20 protein-coding genes and 3 pseudogenes are annotated in these 20,488 nt (G+C 72.1%); 11 read left to right on the top strand and 12 right to left on the bottom strand.

Annotation, left to right across the window (positions count from 1 at the left end):
* Together OO47_RS37370 and OO47_RS23435 are read right to left on the bottom strand one after the other, a co-directional pair.
* Nucleotides 1-100, bottom strand: a pseudogene (locus OO47_RS37370) (IS5/IS1182 family transposase); the annotation flags it as partial.
* A gap of 80 nt (nucleotides 101-180) precedes the next feature.
* Complete coding sequence (locus tag OO47_RS23435; RefSeq protein WP_030221279.1) at nucleotides 181-1,458, bottom strand: coiled-coil domain-containing protein; 1,278 nt, start codon at nucleotides 1,456-1,458, stop codon at nucleotides 181-183.
* A 316-nt stretch (nucleotides 1,459-1,774) separates the two neighbouring features.
* On the opposite strand from OO47_RS23435, the pseudogene OO47_RS38810 reads away from it, so the two are divergent.
* The 3 genes and pseudogenes from OO47_RS38810 to OO47_RS23425 all read left to right on the top strand — a co-directional run.
* A pseudogene (locus OO47_RS38810) lies at nucleotides 1,775-2,077 on the top strand (TniQ family protein); the annotation flags it as partial.
* Nucleotides 2,078-2,240: 163 nt separating this feature from the next.
* Nucleotides 2,241-2,891 (top strand): hypothetical protein, encoded by a 651-nt coding sequence (locus tag OO47_RS38030; protein ID WP_030221276.1) that lies wholly within the window; start codon nucleotides 2,241-2,243, stop codon nucleotides 2,889-2,891.
* Between the two features lie 219 nt (nucleotides 2,892-3,110).
* On the top strand, nucleotides 3,111-3,944 hold the full coding sequence (locus OO47_RS23425) for an SDR family oxidoreductase (protein WP_030221274.1): 834 nt from the start codon (nucleotides 3,111-3,113) through the stop codon (nucleotides 3,942-3,944).
* A gap of 73 nt (nucleotides 3,945-4,017) precedes the next feature.
* Here the strand turns inward: OO47_RS23425 and OO47_RS23420 are convergent, their stop codons facing one another.
* The gene (locus OO47_RS23420; RefSeq protein ID WP_030221271.1) at nucleotides 4,018-4,473 is read right to left on the bottom strand and encodes a TnsA-like heteromeric transposase endonuclease subunit; all 456 of its coding nucleotides are present in this window, start codon (nucleotides 4,471-4,473) and stop codon (nucleotides 4,018-4,020) included.
* A gap of 273 nt (nucleotides 4,474-4,746) precedes the next feature.
* Between OO47_RS23420 and OO47_RS23415 the strand changes: the two genes are divergently transcribed.
* The 3 genes from OO47_RS23415 (at nucleotide 4,747) to OO47_RS23405 (ending at nucleotide 6,248) form a co-directional block, all read left to right on the top strand.
* Entirely contained in the window at nucleotides 4,747-5,184 is a 438-nt protein-coding gene (locus tag OO47_RS23415; RefSeq protein WP_030221267.1) for a helix-turn-helix domain-containing protein, read from the top strand.
* A gap of 31 nt (nucleotides 5,185-5,215) precedes the next feature.
* On the top strand, nucleotides 5,216-5,812 hold the full coding sequence (locus OO47_RS23410; RefSeq protein WP_030221266.1) for a hypothetical protein: 597 nt from the start codon (nucleotides 5,216-5,218) through the stop codon (nucleotides 5,810-5,812).
* A 91-nt stretch (nucleotides 5,813-5,903) separates the two neighbouring features.
* Complete coding sequence (locus OO47_RS23405; RefSeq protein ID WP_030221264.1) at nucleotides 5,904-6,248, top strand: DUF2516 family protein; 345 nt, start codon at nucleotides 5,904-5,906, stop codon at nucleotides 6,246-6,248.
* A 40-nt stretch (nucleotides 6,249-6,288) separates the two neighbouring features.
* On the opposite strand, the gene OO47_RS23400 is transcribed toward OO47_RS23405, so the two are convergent.
* From OO47_RS23400 to OO47_RS23390, 3 genes are all read right to left on the bottom strand, one after another.
* The gene (locus OO47_RS23400) at nucleotides 6,289-7,524 is read right to left on the bottom strand and encodes a PP2C family protein-serine/threonine phosphatase (protein ID WP_106969451.1); all 1,236 of its coding nucleotides are present in this window, start codon (nucleotides 7,522-7,524) and stop codon (nucleotides 6,289-6,291) included.
* A 734-nt stretch (nucleotides 7,525-8,258) separates the two neighbouring features.
* Complete coding sequence (locus tag OO47_RS23395) at nucleotides 8,259-9,305, bottom strand: C40 family peptidase (protein WP_030221260.1); 1,047 nt, start codon at nucleotides 9,303-9,305, stop codon at nucleotides 8,259-8,261.
* A gap of 232 nt (nucleotides 9,306-9,537) precedes the next feature.
* Entirely contained in the window at nucleotides 9,538-10,332 is a 795-nt protein-coding gene (locus tag OO47_RS23390) for a class I SAM-dependent methyltransferase (protein ID WP_030221257.1), read from the bottom strand.
* Between the two features lie 366 nt (nucleotides 10,333-10,698).
* On the opposite strand from OO47_RS23390, the gene mshA reads away from it, so the two are divergent.
* Nucleotides 10,699-12,066: a D-inositol-3-phosphate glycosyltransferase gene (gene mshA / locus OO47_RS23385; RefSeq protein WP_030221254.1), complete on the top strand. Its 1,368-nt coding sequence runs from the start codon at nucleotides 10,699-10,701 to the stop codon at nucleotides 12,064-12,066.
* Nucleotides 12,059-12,592, top strand: a complete 534-nt coding sequence (locus OO47_RS23380) for a type III secretion system chaperone family protein (protein ID WP_030221251.1) — start codon at nucleotides 12,059-12,061, stop codon at nucleotides 12,590-12,592. Before mshA ends, OO47_RS23380 begins: the two co-directional genes overlap by 8 nt.
* Here the strand turns inward: OO47_RS23380 and OO47_RS35360 are convergent.
* Nucleotides 12,537-12,905, bottom strand: a pseudogene (locus OO47_RS35360) (helix-turn-helix transcriptional regulator); the annotation flags it as partial. The gene OO47_RS23380 and the pseudogene OO47_RS35360 sit on opposite strands and share 56 nt — an antisense overlap.
* 43 nt (nucleotides 12,906-12,948) lie before the next feature.
* On the bottom strand, nucleotides 12,949-14,274 hold the full coding sequence (locus OO47_RS23375; RefSeq protein WP_051716327.1) for an MDR family MFS transporter: 1,326 nt from the start codon (nucleotides 14,272-14,274) through the stop codon (nucleotides 12,949-12,951).
* A gap of 124 nt (nucleotides 14,275-14,398) precedes the next feature.
* On the opposite strand from OO47_RS23375, the gene OO47_RS23370 reads away from it, so the two are divergent.
* A complete protein-coding gene (locus tag OO47_RS23370) occupies nucleotides 14,399-15,160 on the top strand; it encodes a phosphoglyceromutase (protein WP_030221247.1) in 762 nt (253 codons plus the stop codon).
* A 447-nt stretch (nucleotides 15,161-15,607) separates the two neighbouring features.
* Here OO47_RS23370 and OO47_RS23365 read toward each other — a convergent pair whose 3' ends face one another.
* The 3 genes from OO47_RS23365 to phoU all read right to left on the bottom strand — a co-directional run bounded on the left by OO47_RS23365 (nucleotide 15,608) and on the right by phoU (nucleotide 17,394).
* A complete protein-coding gene (locus OO47_RS23365; RefSeq protein ID WP_030221246.1) occupies nucleotides 15,608-16,102 on the bottom strand; it encodes a hypothetical protein in 495 nt (164 codons plus the stop codon).
* Between the two features lie 326 nt (nucleotides 16,103-16,428).
* Nucleotides 16,429-16,581: a hypothetical protein gene (locus OO47_RS37365; protein ID WP_167345359.1), complete on the bottom strand. Its 153-nt coding sequence runs from the start codon at nucleotides 16,579-16,581 to the stop codon at nucleotides 16,429-16,431.
* 132 nt (nucleotides 16,582-16,713) lie between these two features.
* Nucleotides 16,714-17,394 carry a phosphate signaling complex protein PhoU gene (gene phoU / locus OO47_RS23360; protein ID WP_030221245.1) on the bottom strand — a complete coding sequence of 227 codons (681 nt, stop codon included), beginning with the start codon at nucleotides 17,392-17,394 and terminating at the stop codon, nucleotides 16,714-16,716.
* 305 nt (nucleotides 17,395-17,699) lie between these two features.
* On the opposite strand from phoU, the gene OO47_RS23355 reads away from it, so the two are divergent.
* Together OO47_RS23355 and OO47_RS23350 are read left to right on the top strand one after the other, a co-directional pair.
* Nucleotides 17,700-18,926 (top strand): sensor histidine kinase, encoded by a 1,227-nt coding sequence (locus OO47_RS23355; protein ID WP_030221242.1) that lies wholly within the window; start codon nucleotides 17,700-17,702, stop codon nucleotides 18,924-18,926.
* On the top strand, nucleotides 18,923-19,603 hold the full coding sequence (locus tag OO47_RS23350) for a response regulator transcription factor (protein ID WP_017242433.1): 681 nt from the start codon (nucleotides 18,923-18,925) through the stop codon (nucleotides 19,601-19,603). Before OO47_RS23355 ends, OO47_RS23350 begins: the two co-directional genes overlap by 4 nt.
* Nucleotides 19,604-19,710: 107 nt before the next feature.
* Here the strand turns inward: OO47_RS23350 and OO47_RS23345 are convergent, their stop codons facing one another.
* The gene (locus OO47_RS23345) at nucleotides 19,711-20,376 is read right to left on the bottom strand and encodes a hypothetical protein (protein ID WP_030221241.1); all 666 of its coding nucleotides are present in this window, start codon (nucleotides 20,374-20,376) and stop codon (nucleotides 19,711-19,713) included.
* Between the last annotated feature and the right edge of the window lie 112 nt (nucleotides 20,377-20,488).

Here is a 20,488-nt window from a genome sequence, read left to right as displayed (position 1 = left end):
CCGCACGGTCGTCCGCCGGCAGGCGTCCGGGATACCGATGCCGCCGCGGCGGGCGGGGCGGCAGCAGCGGAGCGATGCGTTCCCACAGCTCATCAGGCATAAGATCATCCGACACCTGCAACACTCTGCCGCCACCAAGCTCGACCGCCAAGTCCCTGCACGGAACTCATTCTGAAACGTTCAGTTAACGGCCTCGACCCGAACGCCTTCGAACGTGTCCAGCCGCTCCCACAGCTCCTCGAACGAGTCCGGAACGCCGGGAGGCTGCTCGACGACGACAGCGGCGTCGTAACGGCCTTCCTCACGAAGCCGACGCCGCAGGATGTCTGCCTCCGCCCGTGCCCGCTCGACGTCGTCCAGAGCCCGAAGGGCTTCCTCCATGTCGCCGTCCGCCCGTTCCACGGCCGCGTGCAGCTGCTCCTCCAGAGAGGCTGCTGTCCGGGCCGACAGGGCAGCGGTGCGTGCCGCTTCCTTCAGCTCTTCGTCAGCCTGGGCCAGCAGTGCCTTGAGCTCCTCGACGTCCTTGCGTATCCCCGCCAGTTCCTCGGAGGGGTTCACGGATGCCAGCGCTGCTTCTCGTTCTGCGCGATGACGCTGCCCCACGTCGTCGTGGAACGTGATCGTGCGCAGAGCCTCGGGCAACGGTGCCTCGGTGGAGAGCCGTTGGACAGTGCGGGCGAGGCCGAAGTACGCCCGGTCCTGAGGATCGCTCATCCGGGCAACGGTCAGGAACCGGTGACGCGAGGCATCCTTCGGCCATGCCGGATCCACCTCGGTCAGAAAGGTGCGTATCGCCCCCGGGGCGACGCGGTGGTACTCCCCAATCGCGGCACGGAACGCATCGACGGCTTCGATATCCGCCAGCAGGTACAGCGAGGCGGCGCCGGCGCACTGCTGCATCGCTTGGTCCAGCCGCTTCGACCACAGCGTGTTGGGGCGGAGGGGCTGGGCCGCCACGATCACCGGCATGCGTCGTGTGGGGTCGCAGAGCACGTCGATCAGGGCATCGATGCCCTCCGCGCCCACGCTCTGGGGCAGCAAAGTCAACCGTGCGGGGCCGTCCACGGGCCCCAGCTCCTGGACGAGATCGCGAACCAGACGTGGTCTGCCGGGGGACAGCTGTGCGTCGCCGTTCGGGAAGACTTCCAGGCTGACCGTGAGCAATGCGGAAGAGTCCTCGAACGCGACGGCGGTGATCGTGGTCCGCCACGTGGCGTCGGGCCTGTCCTCCCGGAGCTGGACACGTATCGCGTGTTCGGAGCCGTCGGCCAGGTAGGCCGCGTGGTTGGTCAACACCGAGACCTCATCGAGGTGGTGATGTCCGGAGGTGAGCGGGGCGCTGCCGAACTTGCTGGTCAGCCATTGAGCGCTGACCCGCCGAATGTCCTGGAAGAGGCTCGCGGCGTGTGGAACGGTGAGGATGGTTCTGTGCGCGAGCGGGCTGCTGCTGAGCGTCATCACGGTCTTCAGTTCCTCCTGGTGGAGACGCTGGTGGATGGGCGGTCAAGCTGATCGCGAGGATCAGTCCCGCGTTCGTCGTGCAACTGGGCCTCGCAGCGGTGAGTGCGGCGAACTTACGCCATGCCGCGTCCCGACTCATGTCACATCATGAGGTCATGCGTCCGCTGCCCCGCAGTCTCGACCTGCTGCCCGACGAGGCGCTGACCGGTTACATCCTTCGCCTCGCGCACCACCTGGGAACATCTCCAGGGGCGATCGCGATCCGGACCGGTCTGGCCGGCGGCCGTAAGAGGACGTGCTGTTCCGCATCCCCATGCGGTTGCTGCACGACCTGGAGCCCGAGCAGCTGCGGCCCTTCACCCGGACGACTCGCCTCTCCCGGGATGAGATCGGTAGCCTGCTGACCTCCTCGCTCGCCGGGCGCTATGGGCCGGTGAACAGGAGGTTCACGCCGCGCGGCAACGCCGCAGGGATGATCAAAAGCAACGCGTGGCTGCTGACTCGAACGCCGAGGTGCTGCCCGCAATGTCTCACCGGGGACGGGAGCGAGATCCATCGGCGTCACGGCGGGGCCTGGCGGCTTTCCTGGCGCCTCCCGCCGGTCTTCGCCTGCCCTCGGCACCGTCGCCTCCCGCGGACCGACTGCCCGGCCTGCCGTCAGCCCGTCCACGCGGTCGAGATGAACAGCATCACCGCCCGCCCCTGGGACGAGGATCTCCATCCGACGCGATGCCGGACCACGAGCTCGCCGCGCACCGTCGGGCGTCTCCAGACAGCCTGTGGCGCACAACTCGCGGAGCCAGTCGGGGCTGTTCCCGAGACTGCGTCCGACCCGCACGCTGGAGCATCTCCTCGGCCTTCAGCGCCAGCCCCTGAGGCTTCTCGGCCCCGTCGGCCCGGCCGTGACCCCGAGCGTCGGCTGGCTGGTCCCCGCGGCCGACTACTTCGCCGATCTGAGAGCGCTGCTGGGCCTCGTGTTTCTCTCCTGGCCTGCGGCTCGCTCCTTCGCCGCGACCCCGGCGCTCGCGGAGGCCCTTGACCGGGAAGCCGAGGAACGCCTTGCCAGAGCAGTGGCCCTTCGTGGCAGGCCCGGGAAGAAGCACAGCTCGCGTCCCTTCACCGACCCACCGCTGGACCCGTTTCTCATGGGCGCGGTGCTCGAAATCGCCGAGCGGCTGCTTGACGCCCCGGACGAGGAACAGGCGAGGGAGCTCATGCTGCCGCTCATCCACCAGGCCAGCAGCGTCGATCAAGCCCTGCCGATCTCCCTCCGGCGCGAGGCGTGGGTCTCGTTCCCGCTGCGGATCGTCAGTATGAATCGCCCCAAGAGCATGATGGCGATGGGCGACATCAACGCCCGCGAGCCGATCCCCAAGGGTGGTGGCGGTGGGGCGCGATCGGAGGGGTATCGCCGACGCGAGCCTTGGTGACAGTTGCCCTACTCAAGTGACAGCCAGCGTTGTCCTGTCTCAGTCGATCTGAGCCACCGTGAGGCGGTGGCCTGCGGTGGCTCGGGTCGACTGAGACGCCGGTGCCGAGTTCGTCTCGGTCAACCCGACGCAGTGGGGCTACTTCCTTGACCTCAAGTGAGGTTGAGGTTTTAGCGTGCTGTGAACGTGATCACCGGCTGACGACAGGAAGAGATGACGATGATCCTCGTGACCGGCGCGACCGGGAACATCGGAAGTGCTTTGCTGAGGGAGTTGCAGGTGGCCGGTGCCGCACCTGTGCGAGGTCTGACTCGTAATGCGGGACGGGTCTCTTTCACTGAAGGGATCGAAGCCGTTGAGGGCGACCTTGCGCAGGCGGATTCTCTGAAGCCCGCGCTGGAGGGAGCACGCTCCCTGTTCCTGTTGTCGGGTATGGGTGCGGAAGCGGAGGTCCTGGCGGCTGCCCGGCAGGCAGGCGTGGAACATGTGGTGCTCGTGTCGTCGATCACGGTGCAGACTCATCCGCATCTGCCGGCGGCCGGCGAGAACCTGGCTGTCGAGCGGTTGCTCAAGGACAGCGGCATGGCCTGGACCATACTGCGGCCGACGCAGTTCGCCTCGAACACCCTGTGGTGGGCGCAGTCGATTCGCGATCAGGGCGTGGTCCGAGCGCCGTATGCGGACGTCGGTCTCCCGACCATCCACCCTGCGGACATCGCGGCGGTGGCCCGTGCAGCGCTGACCGAGCCTGGCCACCAGGGGCGGACCTATGCACTGACCGGGCCGGAGCGCATCACGGTCCGACGGCAGGTCGCGGCCATCGCTGCGGCGTTGGGGCGAGAGGTGGCCCTCATGGAGATCAGCCGGGAGGAAGCCCACCGGCAGATGGCTTCCTTCATGGGAGACGAGACCGCGGATGCCGTCCTCGACTTGATGGGCGGGGACGTCAATGACGAATTGCTGAAGGTGCGCGACACCGTTCTGCGGGTCACCGGGTCCGCAGCAAGACCGTTCCGGCACTGGGCGTCGGAAAATGGTGCAGCCTTCCGCTGAGACCGCAGCTTCACTGCTGTCGTTCAGACCGGCGAGGGCGTTCTGTCAGCGGTGTCCTGAATGGTGTGCGCGATCATGCGGAGTTGCCCACCCGCGCGCAGGCGGTTGCCGTGACCTCGAACTTCACCGCGTCCTCGGGCTCGATCCGGTCGTCGGGACGCACGTCCAGCACCACACCGGTGCCGTCCCGAAGGCGCACGAAGCAGTCCGGGGTACGGCTGATCCGCCGGGCCCGGTCGCCGGACCGCCGCCACGGGAGCCGGAACGGCTGCGACGCCATCGCCACCACCCCCGGATCACAGTCCAGCCGCATCAGCCGACCGAGCTCCACCCACGACTCGTCACCCGCCAACTCGGCACACGTCGCAGCCCAGTACCAGCCGGGAAAATTGCGCCGACCGCGGTACGACGGGAACGTCCGCACCTGCCCGGCCGCCTCGAAACGCGCCGGCCACATCACCTCAAGCGGCCCCTCATGCAGGTCACCGCGAGCGTCGACGTGCTCCAGCCGAAAGTCCTCAGCCCCCACGAGACATCCCCACCCGGCGCTGTCCGTGTACGACGACCGTGGACAGCCAGGAGCGGCAGCGGCTCAGGAAGAGCGAGACAGAACAGCAGATGGCCAACGTTGACTGAGACGCACGGGTAGATGGCTCGGACAGACCGAGACCGGCCCACCTTCGGCGAGACAGGTCAGCACGTGCGCGGCTGACCACCGACGACGGGCTCCCGCGTCCGACGCGTACGAGACTTTTGCAAGCAGGCGCTTGCAAAAGTTAGCAGGGGCTGGCATGGTCGGAGCATGGCATCGCTCAACGTCGGCAATCTCGGCGACTACCTCCGCGAGCAGCGGAGGACCGCGCAGCTGTCCCTGCGGCAGCTCGCCGAGGCCGCCGGGGTGTCGAACCCGTACCTGAGCCAGATCGAGCGGGGGCTGCGCAAGCCCAGCGCCGAGGTGCTGCAGCAGGTCGCGAAGGCGCTGCGGATCTCCGCCGAGACGCTCTACGTGCGGGCCGGGATCCTCGACGAGAAGGAGCGGGAGGAGCTGGAGACGCGCGCCGTCATCCTGGCCGATCCCTCGATCAACGAGCGGCAGAAGCAGGTGCTGCTCCAGATCTACGACTCGTTCCGCAAGGAGAACGCCGCCGAGGCCGCGTCCGGGGCCGTCTCCGAGCCCGGGCCCGGCCCCGCGCAGGCGTCCGCGCCCGCGCCCGATGCCGAAGAACCGCCTTCGAGCTAGTCCGTACGCCACACCCGGGAGGACCACCAGCATGGCCATCATCGACGAACTGCGTACCCCCCTCTACTTCGCCGCCGGCACCGCCGACCTCGCCGTGCGGCAGGCCCGGAAGGTGCCCGGCCTGATCGAGCAGATCGCCGCCGAGGCGCCCGCGCGCATCGAGGCCGTCCGGAAGACCGACCCGAAGGTCGTGCAGGAGAAGGTGTCCGACCGGGCCAAGGAGGCCCAGGCCACCGCCCGGACGAAGTTCGCCGAGGTCGTCGAGGTCCTCGACACCGACCTCAAGAAGATCGGCGAGACCGCCCAGGACCTCGCCCTGCGCGGGGTCGGGGTCGCCGCCGAGTACGCGGTCAGGGCGCGCGAGAAGTACGAGGAGGTCGCCGCCCACGGCGAGGAGGCCGTCCGCACCTGGCGCGGCGAGGCCGCCGAGGAGATCACCGAGATCGCCATCGCCGTCGAGCCCGGGTCGGAGCCGAAGACCGACGGGGCGGCCGCCGGGGCCAAGACGGTCGGGACGATCCAGGCCGAGGCCGAGGCCGAGGCCGAGGACAAGAAGGCGCCCACCAAGAAGGTCGCCGCTCGCAAGGCGCCCGCCAAGAAGGTGTCGGTCGCCGCCGAGAAGGAGTAGGGGCGGCCCCCGTACGGGTACACGGAGCGCCGTACCGGGTACCTTGACCGTGAGGCGCTCTCCCCCCCATCCCCACTAGGCGGTGCTCAGCATGTTGCGCGCGGGATTCGACTCCCTCCTCTCCCTGGCCATGTTCCTCGTCTTCACCGGCTTCGCCGTCGCCGCGCTCGTCTTCGCCGCCATGGCGCGCGAGGACGCCTACCGTGCCGCGGACAAGCAGACGAAGAAGTTCTGGCTGATCATCCTGGGCGTCAACCTCGTCCTGAACCTGCTCCTGCCGATGCTGTTCCTGCAGATCGCCGGCGTGATCGCCGCCATCGTCTTCATGGTGGACGTGCGCCCCGCGCTCGCGCAGGTCTCGGGCGGCGGCCGCGGCTCCCGCGGCGGCGGTTCCAGCAGCGACGGACCGTACGGCCCCTACAACGGCGGCCGGTAGCGGCACCGGAAGACGAACGAGTGGGCGACAGGACCCGGGGCTACCCCCGGGTCCTCTCCCTTTCCAGGGCCAGGACGGCCACGTCGTCCGTCAGCTCGCCGCCGTTCAGGGACCGGACCTCCGTCACGGCCGCCTCCAGGAGCTCCTCGCCCCGCAGCCCCTCGGCCAGCTGCCGGTTCATCATCGCGACCATCCCGTCCTGGCCGAGGCGCGGCGAGCCGGGCCCGGCCGAGCGGCCCTCGATCAGCCCGTCCGTGTACATGAGCAGGCTCCACGCCCCGCCCAGCTCCACCTGGCGGCGCGGCCAGCGAGCGCGCGGCAGCAGGCCGAGGGCCGGACCGCCGTCCTCGTACGGGAGGAGCCGGGCCGCCCGTCCCCGCCGGGCGATCAGGGGTGCGGGGTGCCCGGCCAGGCACAGGCCCGCCCGGCGCCCGTCGGGCGCGATGTCCACCGTGCAGAGGGTCGCGAAGATCTCCTCGCTCTCCCGCTCGTGCTCCAGGACCTGCTGCATCGTGGAGAGCAGCTCGTCCCCGCACAGGCCCGCGAAGGTCAGGGCCCGCCAGGCGATCCGCAGCTCGACCCCGAGCGCCGCCTCGTCCGGGCCGTGTCCGCAGACGTCGCCGATCATGGCGTGGACGGTGCCGTCCGGGGTGCGGACGACGTCGTAGAAGTCGCCGCCGAGCAGCGCGCGCGACCGGCCGGGCCGGTAGTGGGCCGCGAACCGCAGGTCGGAGCCCTCCAGGAGCGGCGTCGGGAGCAGCCCGCGCTCCAGGCGGGCGTTCTCCTGGGCCCGCAGCCGGGACTCGGTCAGCTTCACCTGGACGGCGTCGGCCCGCTTGCGCTCGACCGCGTACCGGATGGCCCGGCTCAGGAGCCGCCCGTCGAGCTCCTCGCGGAAGAGGTGGTCCTGGGCCCCGACCCGTACCGCCTCGGCCGCCAGCTCCGCGTCGGCCGAGGCCGCGAGCGCGAGGACGGCGTGGCGCGGGGCGAGGCGCAGGATGTGCCGGAGCGGGGCGAGCGGATCGTCGCCGGCGGCGGCCCGGGGGCTGGGCAGCGAGAGGTCGACCAGGACGCAGTGGACGTCGTCGGTGAGGAGCCGCTCGGCCTCGGTGAGGTTGCGGGCGGTGCGGATGCGGACCCGGGTGCCGGCGGCGTCCGCCGCGTCGAGGAGTTCGGGTACGGCGAGGGCACCCGCCGGGTCGTCCTCGACGACCAGGAGGGTGAGATCGGTGCGGTCGGTGCCTGTGACTGTGCCTGTCATAGCGGTGGCGTCCATGGCGCTGGCGTCCGTATCGGTGGCGTCCGTGTCGGTGGTGTCCGTGTCGGCGGCGTCGCCGGGGCCCGCGGCGGCAGAGACGTTTCTCTGACGCGGTACGGATACGGGCATCGGTCCGGTCTTCCTTCCCTCTCCCCGAGGGCGGGCGGGGCGCCGGGTGGCACTCCGCCCGTCCCGGACCATAGCGGTAGGGCGGCGCGCAGCGGAATGGAGATCAGCTGTGAGTGCGCGCGTCGCGGTTGGCATATGCCGCGGAAGGGGAGGTACTCGCCCCCGTACGGCCGGTGGGAGGGCCCGGGGGCTGATGAGAAAGGTCACGCGGGCGGGGGCGGGCGGGTGGACGGACGTCCCGACGACCGGGCCGACGACCGGGCCGACGACCGGGCCGGTGACTGGGCCGGTGACCGGGCCTTTCTCCGGCACGTCGGGCATGACGTCCGTACCGGACGCGTCGGGCACGGCGGACGCGTCGAGCATGCCGGGTGCGGCGGGTGCGGCGGTTACGTCCGGGTGTGCCGGGTGCGGCGGGCGCGTGCGTCCGGGGTCGGCGGGTGCGTCCGGGGTCGGCGGTACGGACGAGCGGGGCGGCGCGAGCCGTGTGACGCCGGTTCCGTCACGGGCGCCGCCCCGTCGCAGGCCCCGGGTCCCGGGTCCCGTCACGGGTGTCCCCTGCCGCAGGCCCCGGTTCCGGCACGGGCCCCGCCCCGTCCCGCCCGCAGGTCCCGCCCCGCGCGTCACACCGGGCGGACGACGCCCAGGATCTCCATCGAGCCCGCGCCCGCGAGGGTGATGTTCCGCCCCGGGCGCGGCGCGTGCACCATCATCCCGTCCCCGACGTACATCCCGATGTGACTCGCGTCCTTGAAGTAGACGATCAGGTCGCCCGGCCGCATGTCCTTGACGTCCACGCGCGGCAGCAGCCGCCACTGCTCCTGCGAGGTGCGCGGGATGCGGAGGCCCGCCGAGGCCCAGGCGCTCTGGGTGAGCCCGGAGCAGTCGAACGCGTCGGGGCCCTCGTCGCCCCAGCCGTACGGCTTGCCGATCTGGGCGGTCGCGAACTCGACCGCCTTCCGGCCCTCCGCCGTCGCCTCCGCCCGCAGGCCGGTGAGCGCGCCGGCGCGGAGCCAGGTCTTCTGGGCCTCGCGCTGCGCCAGTTCCTCCAGGCGGCGCAGCCGCTCCCGCTCCTCGGCGGCGAGCTCGGACTCCAGCTTCTTGGCCGCGTCGATCTTGGCGTTGATCTCCTTGCGGGCCGCGGCCTGGCGGACGCGGTTGGCCTCCAGCCTGGACCAGTGGTCGCTCGCCTCCTTGGCGTACACGTCCAGCGAGGCCTGGGTGCGGGTCATCTCGGCGAGGAGGTCCCTGGTGGCCTTCGCGCCGTCCTTGATGCGGCCCGCGGCTTCGAGGAAGAGCTGTGGGTCGTTGGTGAGGATGAGCTGCGCGCCGTCGGGCAGCCCGCCGTTGCGGTACTGGGCGCGGGCGGCGGCGCCGGCCTGGATCTTGAGGCTCTCGATCTTCTCGCGCCCCTCCGCGAGCATCCGGTTGACCCGGACGATCTCGGCGGACTGCTCCTTGGCCTTCTCCTCGGCGAGGTTGTACGCGTCGGTGGCGACGGCGGCCTGCCGGTACAGGCCGTCGATCTCCTTGCGCACCTCCTCCAGGGTCTTCTTCGGCGGGGGAGGCGGCAGCGGCGCGGCGGAGGCCTGGAGGGTCAGGGCGGGAGAGGCCAGCACGGCCAGGGCGCAGATCACGGTGATCGCGGCGGCACGGCGGCGTCGGTTCACGAGCTCCCCCTCTGGTGACCCACAACTTATTTACCGTCGGTAACCCGGCGGTGACCTTGGCGATAGTGCCACGCGAAACCGGAAAGTAACAAGGGAAAGAGAGGCCTGTCGGACGTGTTCCCCCCAGGGGTGACGCGTGGGACGGGAGGGGCGTTCCCGAAGCGGAGAGAATTCGGCGGGAGTCGGGGTGGGGGACGGGGTCGGCCGCGTGGCCGGGAACCCGCCCGCTCGTTCACCCCCGGGGCGCCAACGCCCCCCACCGCACCGTCACCTCGCCCTGGCGCCACCGCCGCGGACCGTCCGTCAGCGGCCAGTCCGCCGCCAGGTCGCGCACGGAGCGGATCCAGCGCTGGCGCGCGCCGAGCGAGGCGTACGGGGCGGCCGCGGCCCACGCCCGGTCGAAGTCCCGCAGGAAGGCGTGCACCGGCTCGCCCGGCACGTTCCGGTGGATCAGCGCCTTCGGCAGCCGTTCCGCCAGGTCGGACGGGCGGTCCAGCGAACCGAGCCGGGTCGCGAAGGTCACCGTGCGGGGCCCCTCGGGACCGAGCGCCACCCACACGTGCCGGCGCCCGATCTCGTCGCAGGTGCCCTCCACGAGCAGCCCGCCCGGGGCGAGCCGTCCGCACAGGCGCTCCCAGACGGCCGCGACCTGCTCCTCGTCGTACTGGCGCAGCACGTTCGCCGCCCGGATCAGGGCGACCCGGCCGGGGACCGGCACCTCGAAGCCGCCGTGCAGGAAGGAGAGCCCCTCGTGCTCGTACGGCCGGGCCGCCTCGACCCGGGCGGGCTCGATCTCGATGCCGTACAGCCGGGTGCGGGGGTCGGCGGTGCGCAGCCGGGCCAGCAGTTCGACGGCGGTCCAGGGCGCGGCCCCGTACCCGAGGTCGACGGCGAGGGGCGGCTCGGGGGAGCCGCGCAGGGCGGCCCCGTGGACGGCGGCGATCCAGCGGTCCATGCGGCGCAGCCGGTTGGGGTTGGTGGTCCCGCGGGTCGGGGTGCCGACGGGGCGGGTGGTGCGCGGGGCCATGCCAAGAGCGTAAGGGGTGCGGGAGGAGGGCTCCCTCCGGCAACGAATTGGCAAAACGCCCCCGCCGACGGAAATGAAAGGGGTCATTCCGGTGTTGTCGCCGCCGGAGGACGCACCGCGCCCTCCTCCTGCCATGCCCGATCCGGCCCGGCCGGACCGAGCCCAGCCCGATCCGGCCCAGCCGGACCGAGCCCAGCCCGATCCGGCCCAGCCGGACCGAGCCCGACTCGGTCCAGCCCGGCCCGACCGGGCTCAGCCCGACCAAGCCCAGCCCGAAAGCCGAAGACGAAGACCGAGGGCCCCGGTCCGCGACCCCGACCGGGATCCGGCCCCCGGCCCCGGCCCCCGAGCGGAAGGACCGCCGACGTGAGCCAGTACGTGTCCCGGTTCGCCGGTGCCCGGCACCGGTACCCGGCGCCGGCCCGGCTCCGGCTTCCCGGCCGGCCCCGCACCCCCCGGCGCGTGGCCATGCTCAGCGTCCACACCTCGCCGCTGCACCAGCCGGGCACCGGTGACGCGGGCGGCATGAACGTCTACATCGTCGAGCTGGCCAAGCGGCTCGCCGCCATCGACATCGAGGTGGAGATCTTCACCCGGGCCACCACCGGCGGCCTGCCCCCGGTGGTCGAGCTGACGCCGGGCGTGCTCGTACGGCACGTGGACGCCGGCCCGTACGAGGGTCTGGCCAAGGAGGAGCTGCCGGCCCAGCTCTGCGCCTTCACGCACGGCGTGATGCGGGCGTGGGCGGGCCACCGCCCCGGCCACTACGACCTCGTGCACTCCCACTACTGGCTCTCCGGCCACGTCGGCTGGCTCGCCGCCGAGCGCTGGGGCGTCCCGCTCGTCCACGCCATGCACACCATGGCGAAGGTCAAGAACGCCTCGCTCGCCGAGGGCGACACGCCCGAGCCCGCGGCCCGTGTGATCGGCGAGACCCAGATCGTCTCCGCCGCCGACCGGCTGATCGCCAACACGGCCGAGGAGGCCGACGAGCTGGCCCGCTTCTACGACGCGGACCCCGGCAAGGTCGCGGTCGTCCACCCGGGCGTCAACCTCGACCGCTTCCGCCCCGCCGACGGCCGCGCCGCCGCCCGCGCCCGGCTCGGCCTGCCCCAGGACGCCTTCGTCCCGGTCTTCGCCGGCCGGATACAGCCGCTGAAGGCCCCGGACATCCTGCTCAGGGCGGCCGCCCGGCTCCTGGACCGGGACCCCTCCCTGCGCTCCCGCATGGTCGTCCCGGTGGTCGGCGGCCCGAGCGGCAGCGGCCTGGCCAAGCCGGAGGGGCTCCAGAAGCTCGCCGCCCGGCTCGGCATCGCGGACATCGTGCGCTTCCACCCGCCGGTGGGCCAGGAGCGGCTCGCGGACTGGTTCCGCGCGGCCAGCGTCCTCGTCATGCCCTCGTACAGCGAGTCCTTCGGCCTGGTCGCCATAGAGGCGCAGGCGGCCGGCACCCCGGTCGTCGCGGCGGCGGTGGGCGGCCTGCCCGTGGCCGTGCGGGACGACGTGACCGGCTTCCTCGTGCAGGGCCACGACCCGGCGGACTACGCGCGGGCGCTCGGCCGCTTCGTCGACGACCCGTCCCTGTCGGCCCGGATGGGCGAGGCGGCGGCGGCCCACGCGAGCTCCTTCGGCTGGGACACGGCGGCCTCGGCCACGGCGGACGTCTACACGGCCGCCGTGCACGACCACCGGCTGCGCGAGAACCGGCGTCGCGTACGCTCCCACCATGGCTGAGGACAAGACCGCCGAGGGTGTTCGGCAGACCATCGAGTCCACGCTCGACGACGCGGAGCTGGAGTGGGAGTCCCCCGAACCGGGCTCCTACGTCGTCAAGCTCCCGGGCACGCGCAAGCTCTTCACGACGCTCTCCCTCCGCGCGGGCCGCCACTCCCTCTCCCTCAACGCCTTCGTCGTCCGCCACCCGGACGAGAACGAGGCGGGCGTCCACCGCTGGCTCCTGGAGCGCAACCTCAAGCTGTACGGAGTGGGGTACGCGGTCGACGGCCTCGGCGACGTGTACCTGACCGGCAAGCTCCCGCTCGCCGCCGTCACGCCCGAGGAACTGGACCGGCTGCTCGGCTCGGTCCTGGAGGCGGCGGACGGCGACTTCAACACGCTCCTGGAGCTGGGCTTCGCGACGTCGATCCGGCGCGAGTACGAGTGGCGGGTGTCGCGGGGGGAGTCGACGCGGAACCTGGACGCGTTCAGGAACCTGCTGGCGAAGACGCCGGAGAGCGCGCCGGCGAAGCCGGCGGACTGACCGCGACCCCGGGCGCCTCCCGTTCCTCTCGGTACCGCCCCGGCGTGACCCCGAACTCGCGCCGGAACGCGTGCGGGAGCGCGTACGGCTTGCTGTGGCCGACGCGGCGGGCGACGGAGCCCGGCGGCTCCGTGCCGTCCCGGAGCAGGGCGGCGGCGCGGGTCAGCCGCCACCGGGTGAGGTACGTCATCGGGGCCCGGCCGACGCGGGCGGTGAAGCGGCGGACCAGGGCGGCGCGGGAGACGCCCGCCCCGGCCGCGAGCCGGTCGACGGTCCAGGGCGCGGCCGCCGAGCACGACCGGGGCGCCGCCGTCGGGCAGCGGCCGGCAGGTGCCGACGGTTCAGGTTCCGGCGGGTCAGGTTCTGACGGGGGAGTCCTCGGCGTCCCCGCCCTTCACGACGACGGGAGCGGGTGCGGGGGAGGCCACGGGACCGGGCACGGGAACGGCGGCTCCGGCCTCCTCGCTCTCCTCGGTGAGGGCCTTGCGCAGCCGGGTGGCGTACCCGGCGGCGGCGAGGACGCCGATCGCGGCGGTGGCCGCCCAGAGGACGTCGGGTCCGGGCCCGTCGACGACCGCGCCGGCGAGGATCGGGGCGACGAACCCGGCGACGGCCCAGGACATGCCCATGACGCCCTGGTAGCGGCCGCGGGCGTGCTCGGGGGCGAGGCGGGCGGTGGCGGCGGCGTTGGTCGGGACGTGGATCATCTCGCCGACGGTCCAGACGACCACGGTCGCGGCGAAGGCGACGGAGGAGCCGGCGAGGGCGGTGGCGCCGGTGCCGAGGCCGAAGAGGAGGGAGGAGAGGGCGAGGAGGAGGACGGGGGAGCGCTTGTCGGTGAGCTTGTTGACGAGGAGCTGGAAGCCGACGATGACGACGCCGTTGACGGCGATGACGGCGCCGTAGGAGGAGGCGGAGAGCCCCTGGTCGGCCATGGTCAGGGGAAGCCCGATCCACGGCGCGGTGAAGACGAGGCAGACGAGCAGGTTCAGCAGGACGAGGGTGCGGAAGGGCGCGTCGCGCAGCACGGTGAGGGTGCTGACCTCGGGCTCGGCGACGGACTTCTCCTCCGCCGGGGCCGGCCGGTCGGGCCGGGTCTCGGGGAGCCGGAGGAAGACGATGACGGCGCACAGGACGGTGGCGACGGCGTCGACGACGAAGAGGGTGCGGTAGCCGAGGAAGGCCGCGGCGCCGCCGCCGAGGGAGGCGATGGCGAAGCCGAGGTTGAGGGCCCAGTAGTTGAGGGCGTAGGCCCTGCGCACGTCGTGGGCGGGGACCATGTCGGCGATGGTGGCGTTGATGGGGGGCCGGACGGCCTGCATGGCGACGCCCATCAGCAGGACGACGGCGGCGATGCCCCAGGCACTGGTGACGAAGGCGAGGGCGGCGGCGCAGGCGGCGCCCGCGAGGTGCATGGTGATCATGGTGGGGCGGCGGCCCCAGCGGTCGGTGAGCACGCCGCCGAGCGGGGAGCCGGCGACGCCGCCGAGGCCGTGGAGGGCGACGACGAGCCCGGCGAACCAGGCGGAGTGCCCGAGTTCCAGGGTGAGGTAGAGGGAGAGGAAGGTGAGGACGAAGGCGCCGGTCCGGTTGACGAGGGTGGAGAGCCAGAGCCACCAGAAGCCGGGAGGAAGACCGGAGACCGTCTCACGGGCCGATCGTCTGAGCGTACTGATGGACATGTGTGGCGCCCCCTGGCATGCGTAAGCCCCTATATGGCTCTGCGTAACTTACGCATCTCTCATGCCGGACACCACTCAATTGACGACGCGCGTCAATCGTCGGAGGTCGATTAGGCTCGTACGCATGGCCGACGCACCGTACAAGCTGATCCTCCTCCGCCACGGCGAGAGCGAGTGGAACGAGAAGAATCTGTTCACCGGATGGGTGGACGTGAACCTCACCGCGAAGGGCGAGAAGGAGGCGACGCGCGGCGGCGAGCTGCTCAAGGACGCCGGCCTGCTGCCCGACGTGCTGCACACCTCCCTCCAGAAGCGCGCCATCCGCACGGCGCAGCTCGCCCTGGAGTCGGCGGACCGCCACTGGATCCCGGTGAACCGCTCCTGGCGCCTGAACGAGCGCCACTACGGCGCGCTCCAGGGCAAGGACAAGGCGCAGACGCTCGCCGAGTTCGGCGAGGAGCAGTTCATGCTGTGGCGCCGCTCGTACGACACCCCGCCGCCGGCGCTGTCGGACGACAGCGAGTACTCGCAGGCCCACGACGCCCGCTACCAGACGATCCCGCCGGAGCTCCGCCCGCGCACGGAGTGCCTGAAGGACGTCGTGGAGCGGATGCTCCCGTACTGGTACGACAGCATCGTCCCGGACCTCCTCACCGGCCGCACGGTCCTGGTCGCCGCCCACGGCAACAGCCTCCGCGCCCTGGTCAAGCACCTGGACGGCATCTCGGACGCCGACATCGCGGGCCTCAACATCCCGACCGGCATCCCCCTCGTCTACGAACTGGACGAGAACTTCAAGCCCCTCAACCCGGGCGGCACGTACCTCGACCCGGAGGCGGCCGCGGCCGCGATCGAGGCCGTGAAGAACCAGGGCAAGAAGAAGTAGCCCTGTCCTGACGCACGAACGGGCCCCCTGCCTGCGGATTTTCCGCCGGTGGGGGGCCGATTCGTTGCGTTGCGAGGTGCCCGCGGGCAGCACGTCCGGCATCCACCGTCCCGTGACGGACACGACCGTTCTGGTGCCGACCGGCGCGGCGGACGGGTGGGCCGAGGCGCGGCCGGGGGTGCGCTTCGTGGGGTACCTGGTGACCGCTCGACGTGCCTCAGGCGCGTCCGACGGGGAAGGGCGCCACGAGGAACGACCTCGTAGCCCCTCTCCGGAACCCCGTACCGGCCGGAACGGCCATCGCTGACCGAACGACTGTGCAGGCCAGGCGCGGCCGTCGCCGCGGCGAGCGGGGCGTCGAACCACAACTGCCCGGCCCGCGCCCGCATGCGCCGTGGGAGTGTCCGTGGCCGCGTCACCGGGAGTTCGGGTCCGAAGCCGGTGCCGTCAGGCCTCCTCGCACGCCTTCGTGCGGAAGTCGTCCAGCAGGACCGTCCTGCTCTCGGCGTCCGACCCGTACCGCACCTGACCCGGGGTCAGTTTCTCCAGGTCCTTCGTCGTGAAGGAGACGGCGGCCGTCGACCAGGAGCCGTCCTCGGTCCAGCCGTACAGCCTGTACGCCTGTCCGGGTACCAGTCGCCCGAGGGGCTTCGCCACGGTCCAGCCGTCGCCGGGGGAGGACAGGGGCCAGGTGGTGAGGCCGGTGATCGGAGCGTCGTGGTTCCAGGCGCCCATGTCCTTCTGGGCCTCGGGGTCTTCGGCGTCGGTGTGGAGCGTCGCGCCGTCGACGTGCTCCTTGCACATCGCGATCACCCCGACCGGCGAGCCGTCCTCCCCCACCGTCACCCCCGCGACGCCCGCGATCGGCACGGTGCAGCCGGAGAGGAGCAGTGCCGCGGCCGCGCCCGCGGTGGCGGCGAGCGGAGTGCGGCGTATCGGCATGGGGGCATTCTGGCGTACGCATGCACGTCGCCCGAGGGGGGCGAGCGCCCCCGCCGGCGTTCGGATCATGAGCAACGCCCCCGGCGCGTCACTCCGCCCGGAGCAGGTCACCCCGCCGCCCCCCGCGGCGCGTCGCGTCGCAGATGTACGTCACCCGGGAGCCCGGCCGCGACGGGCCCGGCGCGTTCTGCCGCCGGCTCGGGTTCCGTACCACCGGGGGGACGAGCGGGCGGCAGGTCGTCGGCGTGCTCGACCTCCAGCGGGCCCGGTGGAGAAGGGGTGCGGCTCGGCGCACCCCTTCCCCCGCACGTCGGCCCGTACGCGCCTCAGCCCGAGCAGCCCCCGCACTGGCACGGCCCGCCCGACTGGCAGCCGCAGCCGCAGCCCGAGCCGCAGCCGCAGGCGCCGAGGACGGGCAGCAGGTCCGCCTCGCGCGGCGGCTCCGTCCCGGAGCCGGTCGTCATCGGGGAATCGGCCATGGGGGTCCCTCCCTTTCGAGGCGCGGATCGCCTTCCCCCATTGCATGCCCACCCGGAACGGCGCATCAACGGCGCATCGAAGCCCGGACGCACTCCCCCCGGAAGGCCCCCACGCCCCCTCCACCGGAGCGTCTACGCCCCCTCCACCGGCGCGTCCGCCGCCTGGAGCTCGTCCGCGTGCTCGCCCGTCACCAGGTAGACCACCCGCTTCGCCACCGACACCGCGTGGTCCGCGAACCGCTCGTAGTACCGCCCGAGCAGCGTCACGTCCACCGCCGTCTCGATGCCGTGCTTCCACCGGTCGTCCATCAGGTGCCGGAACAGCGTCCGGTGCAGCAGGTCCATCTCGTCGTCGTCCTGCTCCAGCTGGAGCGCCAGGTCGACGTCCTTCGTGATGATGACCTCCGCCGCCTTCGCCATCAGGCGCTGCGCCAGCTGCCCCATCTCCAGGATGGTCGCGTGCAGGTCCCTCGGCACCGCCGACTCCGGGAACCGCAGCCGCGCCAGCTTCGCCACGTGCTGCGCCAGGTCGCCCGAGCGCTCCAGGTCGGCGCTCATCCGCAGCGAGGTCACCACGATCCGCAGGTCCGTCGCCACCGGCTGCTGGCGCGCGAGCAGCGCTATCGCCCGCGCCTCCAGGTCGTGCTGGAGGTCGTCGACCTTCTGGTCCGCCGCGATCACGCTCTCCGCGAGCTTCAGGTCCGCGTCGAGCATCGCCGTCGTGGCGCGCCCGATCGCCGACCCGACGAGCCGGGCCATCTCGACCAGGCTCTCTCCGATCGAGTCCAGTTCCTCGTGGTACGCGTCCCGCATGGATGTCCCTCTCTACGCAAAGCTGCAAAGCCGCAGGGCTCCGGAGGCTCTGGGGGCTCCGGAGGCCCCGGGGTACGGGTGGGGCCCGAACCCCACGCTCCCACGTTCGGCCCCCTGTGCGTCCGGCTCCACCCCCTCGTGTGAACCGTCACCGTCCCCCAGGTGAACTCTGGGCGACGCACGCCACCGCGCCCGCCGGGGCAAGTGAACCGGCCGGGTCTCCACGGTGAACTCTGGGCGACGACTGTTCGAGCAGCCACTCGGACGGCTGGGAGAGTGTCCGGAAGCCCGCATAACCTTGAGACATGGACGTGAACGCGGCGGTCGCCGCATTGGCAGCGATCGCCGGCGTGTGCACCGGCGTGATCGCCATGCTGGCGTTCCGCTGGAGCGAACGCGACCAGACGCGACCCACCCGTACCTCGCTGCACACCGATGCCGTGCTCCCGCCCGGCGTCGACACCGTGCTGTCCGTACTGCGCTCCTCCGCGGTCGTCCTCGACGAGAGCGACTCCGTGGTGAAGGCCAGCTCGGCGGCGTACGCGCTCGGTCTGGTCCGCGGCGGCAAGCTGGCCGTCGAGCCCATGCTCAACATGGCCCGCGACACGCGTCGCGACGGAGAGATACGGCAGGTCGAACTGGACCTGCCCCGGCGCGGCACCGGACGCGGCGAGGCCCTCGCCGTCTCCGCCCGCGTCGCCCCGCTGGGCTCCCGGCTCGTACTGCTCCTGGTCGAGGACCTGACCGAGGCCCGGCGCATCGAGGCGGTGCGGCGGGACTTCGTGGCCAACGTCAGCCATGAGCTCAAGACGCCCACGGGCGCGCTCTCCCTGCTCTCCGAGGCCGTCATGGACGCCTCGGACGACCCCGAGGCGGTCACCCGCTTCGCCGGCCGGATGCAGATCGAGGCGACCCGCCTCACCAACCTCGTACAGGAGCTGATCGACCTCTCCCGCGTGCAGAACGACGACCCGCTGGAGGACTCCGAGCCGGTGTCCGTGGACGAGCTGGTCGCCGAGGCGATCGACCGCTCCCGGCACACCGCCACCACCAAGCAGATCACCATGGCCTCCGGGGGCTCGGCCGGACTGCACGTCTGGGGCAGCCGCGGCCAGCTCGCCGCCGCCCTCGGCAACCTCGTCGAGAACGCCGTCAACTACTCACCGGCCCACACCCGCGTCGGCATCGCGGCCCGCAAGGTCGCCGCACCCGGCGGCGACCTCATCGAGATAGCCGTCACCGACCAGGGCATCGGCATCCCCGACAAGGACAAGGAGCGCGTCTTCGAGCGCTTCTACCGCGTCGACCCCGCCCGCTCCCGCGCCACCGGCGGCACGGGCCTGGGCCTCGCCATCGTGAAGCACGTGGCCGCCTCGCACGGCGGGGAGGTCACCGTCTGGAGCACCGAGGGTCAGGGCTCCACCTTCACCCTGCGGCTGCCCGAGGCGGGCTCCGCACGGGACCGCCGGCCCGCCTCGCCCACCCCCGATCTCATGACCGAACCGCTTCCCGCCCCGGAGGTCCTTCCGTGACCCGAGTGCTCGTCGTCGAGGATGAGGAATCCTTCAGCGACGCCCTGTCGTACATGCTCCGCAAGGAGGGCTTCGAGGTCGCCGTCGCGGCGACCGGGCCCGACGGCCTCGACGAGTTCGAGCGCAACGGAGCCGACCTCGTCCTCCTCGACCTGATGCTTCCGGGCCTTCCCGGTACCGAGGTGTGCCGCCAGCTGCGCGGCCGCTCGAACGTCCCGGTGATCATGGTGACCGCCAAGGACAGCGAGATCGACAAGGTCGTCGGCCTGGAGATAGGGGCCGACGACTACGTGACCAAGCCCTTCTCCTCGCGGGAGCTGGTCGCCCGCATCCGCGCGGTGCTCCGCCGCCGCGGAGAGCCGGAGGAGGTCACCCCGGCGGCCCTGGAGGCCGGCCCGGTCCGCATGGACGTCGACCGGCACGTGGTCACGGTCTCCGGCGGCAAGGTCGACCTGCCCCTGAAGGAGTTCGACCTCCTGGAGATGCTGCTGCGCAACGCGGGCCGCGTGCTGACCCGCATGCAGCTCATCGACCGGGTCTGGGGCGCGGACTACGTCGGCGACACCAAGACCCTCGACGTCCACGTCAAGCGCCTGCGCGCGAAGATCGAACCGGACCCGGGCGCCCCGCGCTACCTGGTGACGGTCCGGGGCCTGGGCTACAAGTTCGAGCCGTAGACACCGCCGGTATCCATGTCCGTACGCAAAAAGGGGCGCCCCCACCGGGGGGCGCCCCTTTTTGCGTACGGACGGGTACGGCTTTTACGTACGGGCGGGCACGGCCCTCAGTGGCCGGCCTCGTGGCTCGCCTCGCCCGACGGCGTCGCCGAGCCCTCCGAACCGTGCCCGGCACCGTCCTCGCCGTGCTCCGAGCCGTGCCCGGCCTCGCCCGACGGCGACGCCGAGGCGGACGGCGTGGCGGACGGGGGAGCGGGGACGACCTCCGGGCCGAACTCCTCGAAGTAGCCCTCCGCGGGGACGACGAAGGCCTCCAGGGGCACCTCGCCGGTCCGGCTCAGCTTGAAGACGACCTTCTGCGCGTCGCCGAGGGCGGCGGCCTCGGTGCCGTTCTCGATCACGGCGGTGACGTTGCCCTTGCCGCCGATGATCACGGAGCCGTTGGCCGGGACGGTGACCGCGCCGGAGCCGCCGGCCGGGGTCAGCTTCACGGTGGCGGAGGTGCCCGGCAGGGTGATCGCTTCGAGCGTCTGCGGCTGGGAGGCGTTGTTGAAGACCGTGGCCGAGACGGCCGCCGGACCCTTGACGCCGCGCTCGGGCTGCGTGATGACCAGGGCGTTCTGGATCTTGACGTCGTCCACGGTGACGGCGGCGTTGTCCGGCCGGATCTGGAGGGTCTGCGCGTCGTTGCCCGCACCGCAGGCGGACAGGGCGGCGACGGAGAACACGATGGCGGTGGCGGCGAGGGCGCCGCGTCGAAGGCTGCGGCTCACGGCGGCGGCATCTCCTAGGACGTACGGACGGGCTGGGGTGTCGAAGCCAACTCAAGGCGTGTCAGCGCGCTTAGGTTACCGAGCCGCACTCTCCGTCCCGCACCCGACCCGC

This window comes from Streptomyces bikiniensis (assembly GCF_000716625.1).
GTDB classification, from domain to species: Bacteria; Actinomycetota; Actinomycetes; order Streptomycetales; family Streptomycetaceae; genus Streptomyces; species Streptomyces bikiniensis.
This window is presented reverse-complemented; position numbering and strand designations above follow the sequence as displayed.

Bases quoted from the DNA above. Each gene is read 5' to 3' on its own strand.
- phoU (WP_030221245.1), bottom strand. From the start codon at position 17,394: ATGCGGGACGCGTACCACGAGGAACTGGACTCGATCGGAGAGAGCCTG.
- OO47_RS23370 (WP_030221247.1), top strand. From the start codon at position 14,399: ATGGCCGACGCACCGTACAAGCTGATCCTCCTCCGCCACGGCGAGAGC.
- OO47_RS23425 (WP_030221274.1), top strand. From the start codon at position 3,111: ATGATCCTCGTGACCGGCGCGACCGGGAACATCGGAAGTGCTTTGCTG.
- OO47_RS23375 (WP_051716327.1), bottom strand. From the start codon at position 14,274: ATGTCCATCAGTACGCTCAGACGATCGGCCCGTGAGACGGTCTCCGGT.
- OO47_RS23365 (WP_030221246.1), bottom strand. From the start codon at position 16,102: ATGCCGATACGCCGCACTCCGCTCGCCGCCACCGCGGGCGCGGCCGCG.
- OO47_RS23410 (WP_030221266.1), top strand. From the start codon at position 5,216: ATGGCCATCATCGACGAACTGCGTACCCCCCTCTACTTCGCCGCCGGC.
- OO47_RS23400 (WP_106969451.1), bottom strand. From the start codon at position 7,524: ATGGACGCCACCGCTATGACAGGCACAGTCACAGGCACCGACCGCACC.
- OO47_RS23415 (WP_030221267.1), top strand. From the start codon at position 4,747: ATGGCATCGCTCAACGTCGGCAATCTCGGCGACTACCTCCGCGAGCAG.
- OO47_RS23380 (WP_030221251.1), top strand. From the start codon at position 12,059: ATGGCTGAGGACAAGACCGCCGAGGGTGTTCGGCAGACCATCGAGTCC.
- OO47_RS23390 (WP_030221257.1), bottom strand. From the start codon at position 10,332: ATGGCCCCGCGCACCACCCGCCCCGTCGGCACCCCGACCCGCGGGACC.
- OO47_RS23405 (WP_030221264.1), top strand. From the start codon at position 5,904: ATGTTGCGCGCGGGATTCGACTCCCTCCTCTCCCTGGCCATGTTCCTC.
- OO47_RS23435 (WP_030221279.1), bottom strand. From the start codon at position 1,458: ATGACGCTCAGCAGCAGCCCGCTCGCGCACAGAACCATCCTCACCGTT.
- OO47_RS37365 (WP_167345359.1), bottom strand. From the start codon at position 16,581: ATGGCCGATTCCCCGATGACGACCGGCTCCGGGACGGAGCCGCCGCGC.
- OO47_RS23355 (WP_030221242.1), top strand. From the start codon at position 17,700: ATGGACGTGAACGCGGCGGTCGCCGCATTGGCAGCGATCGCCGGCGTG.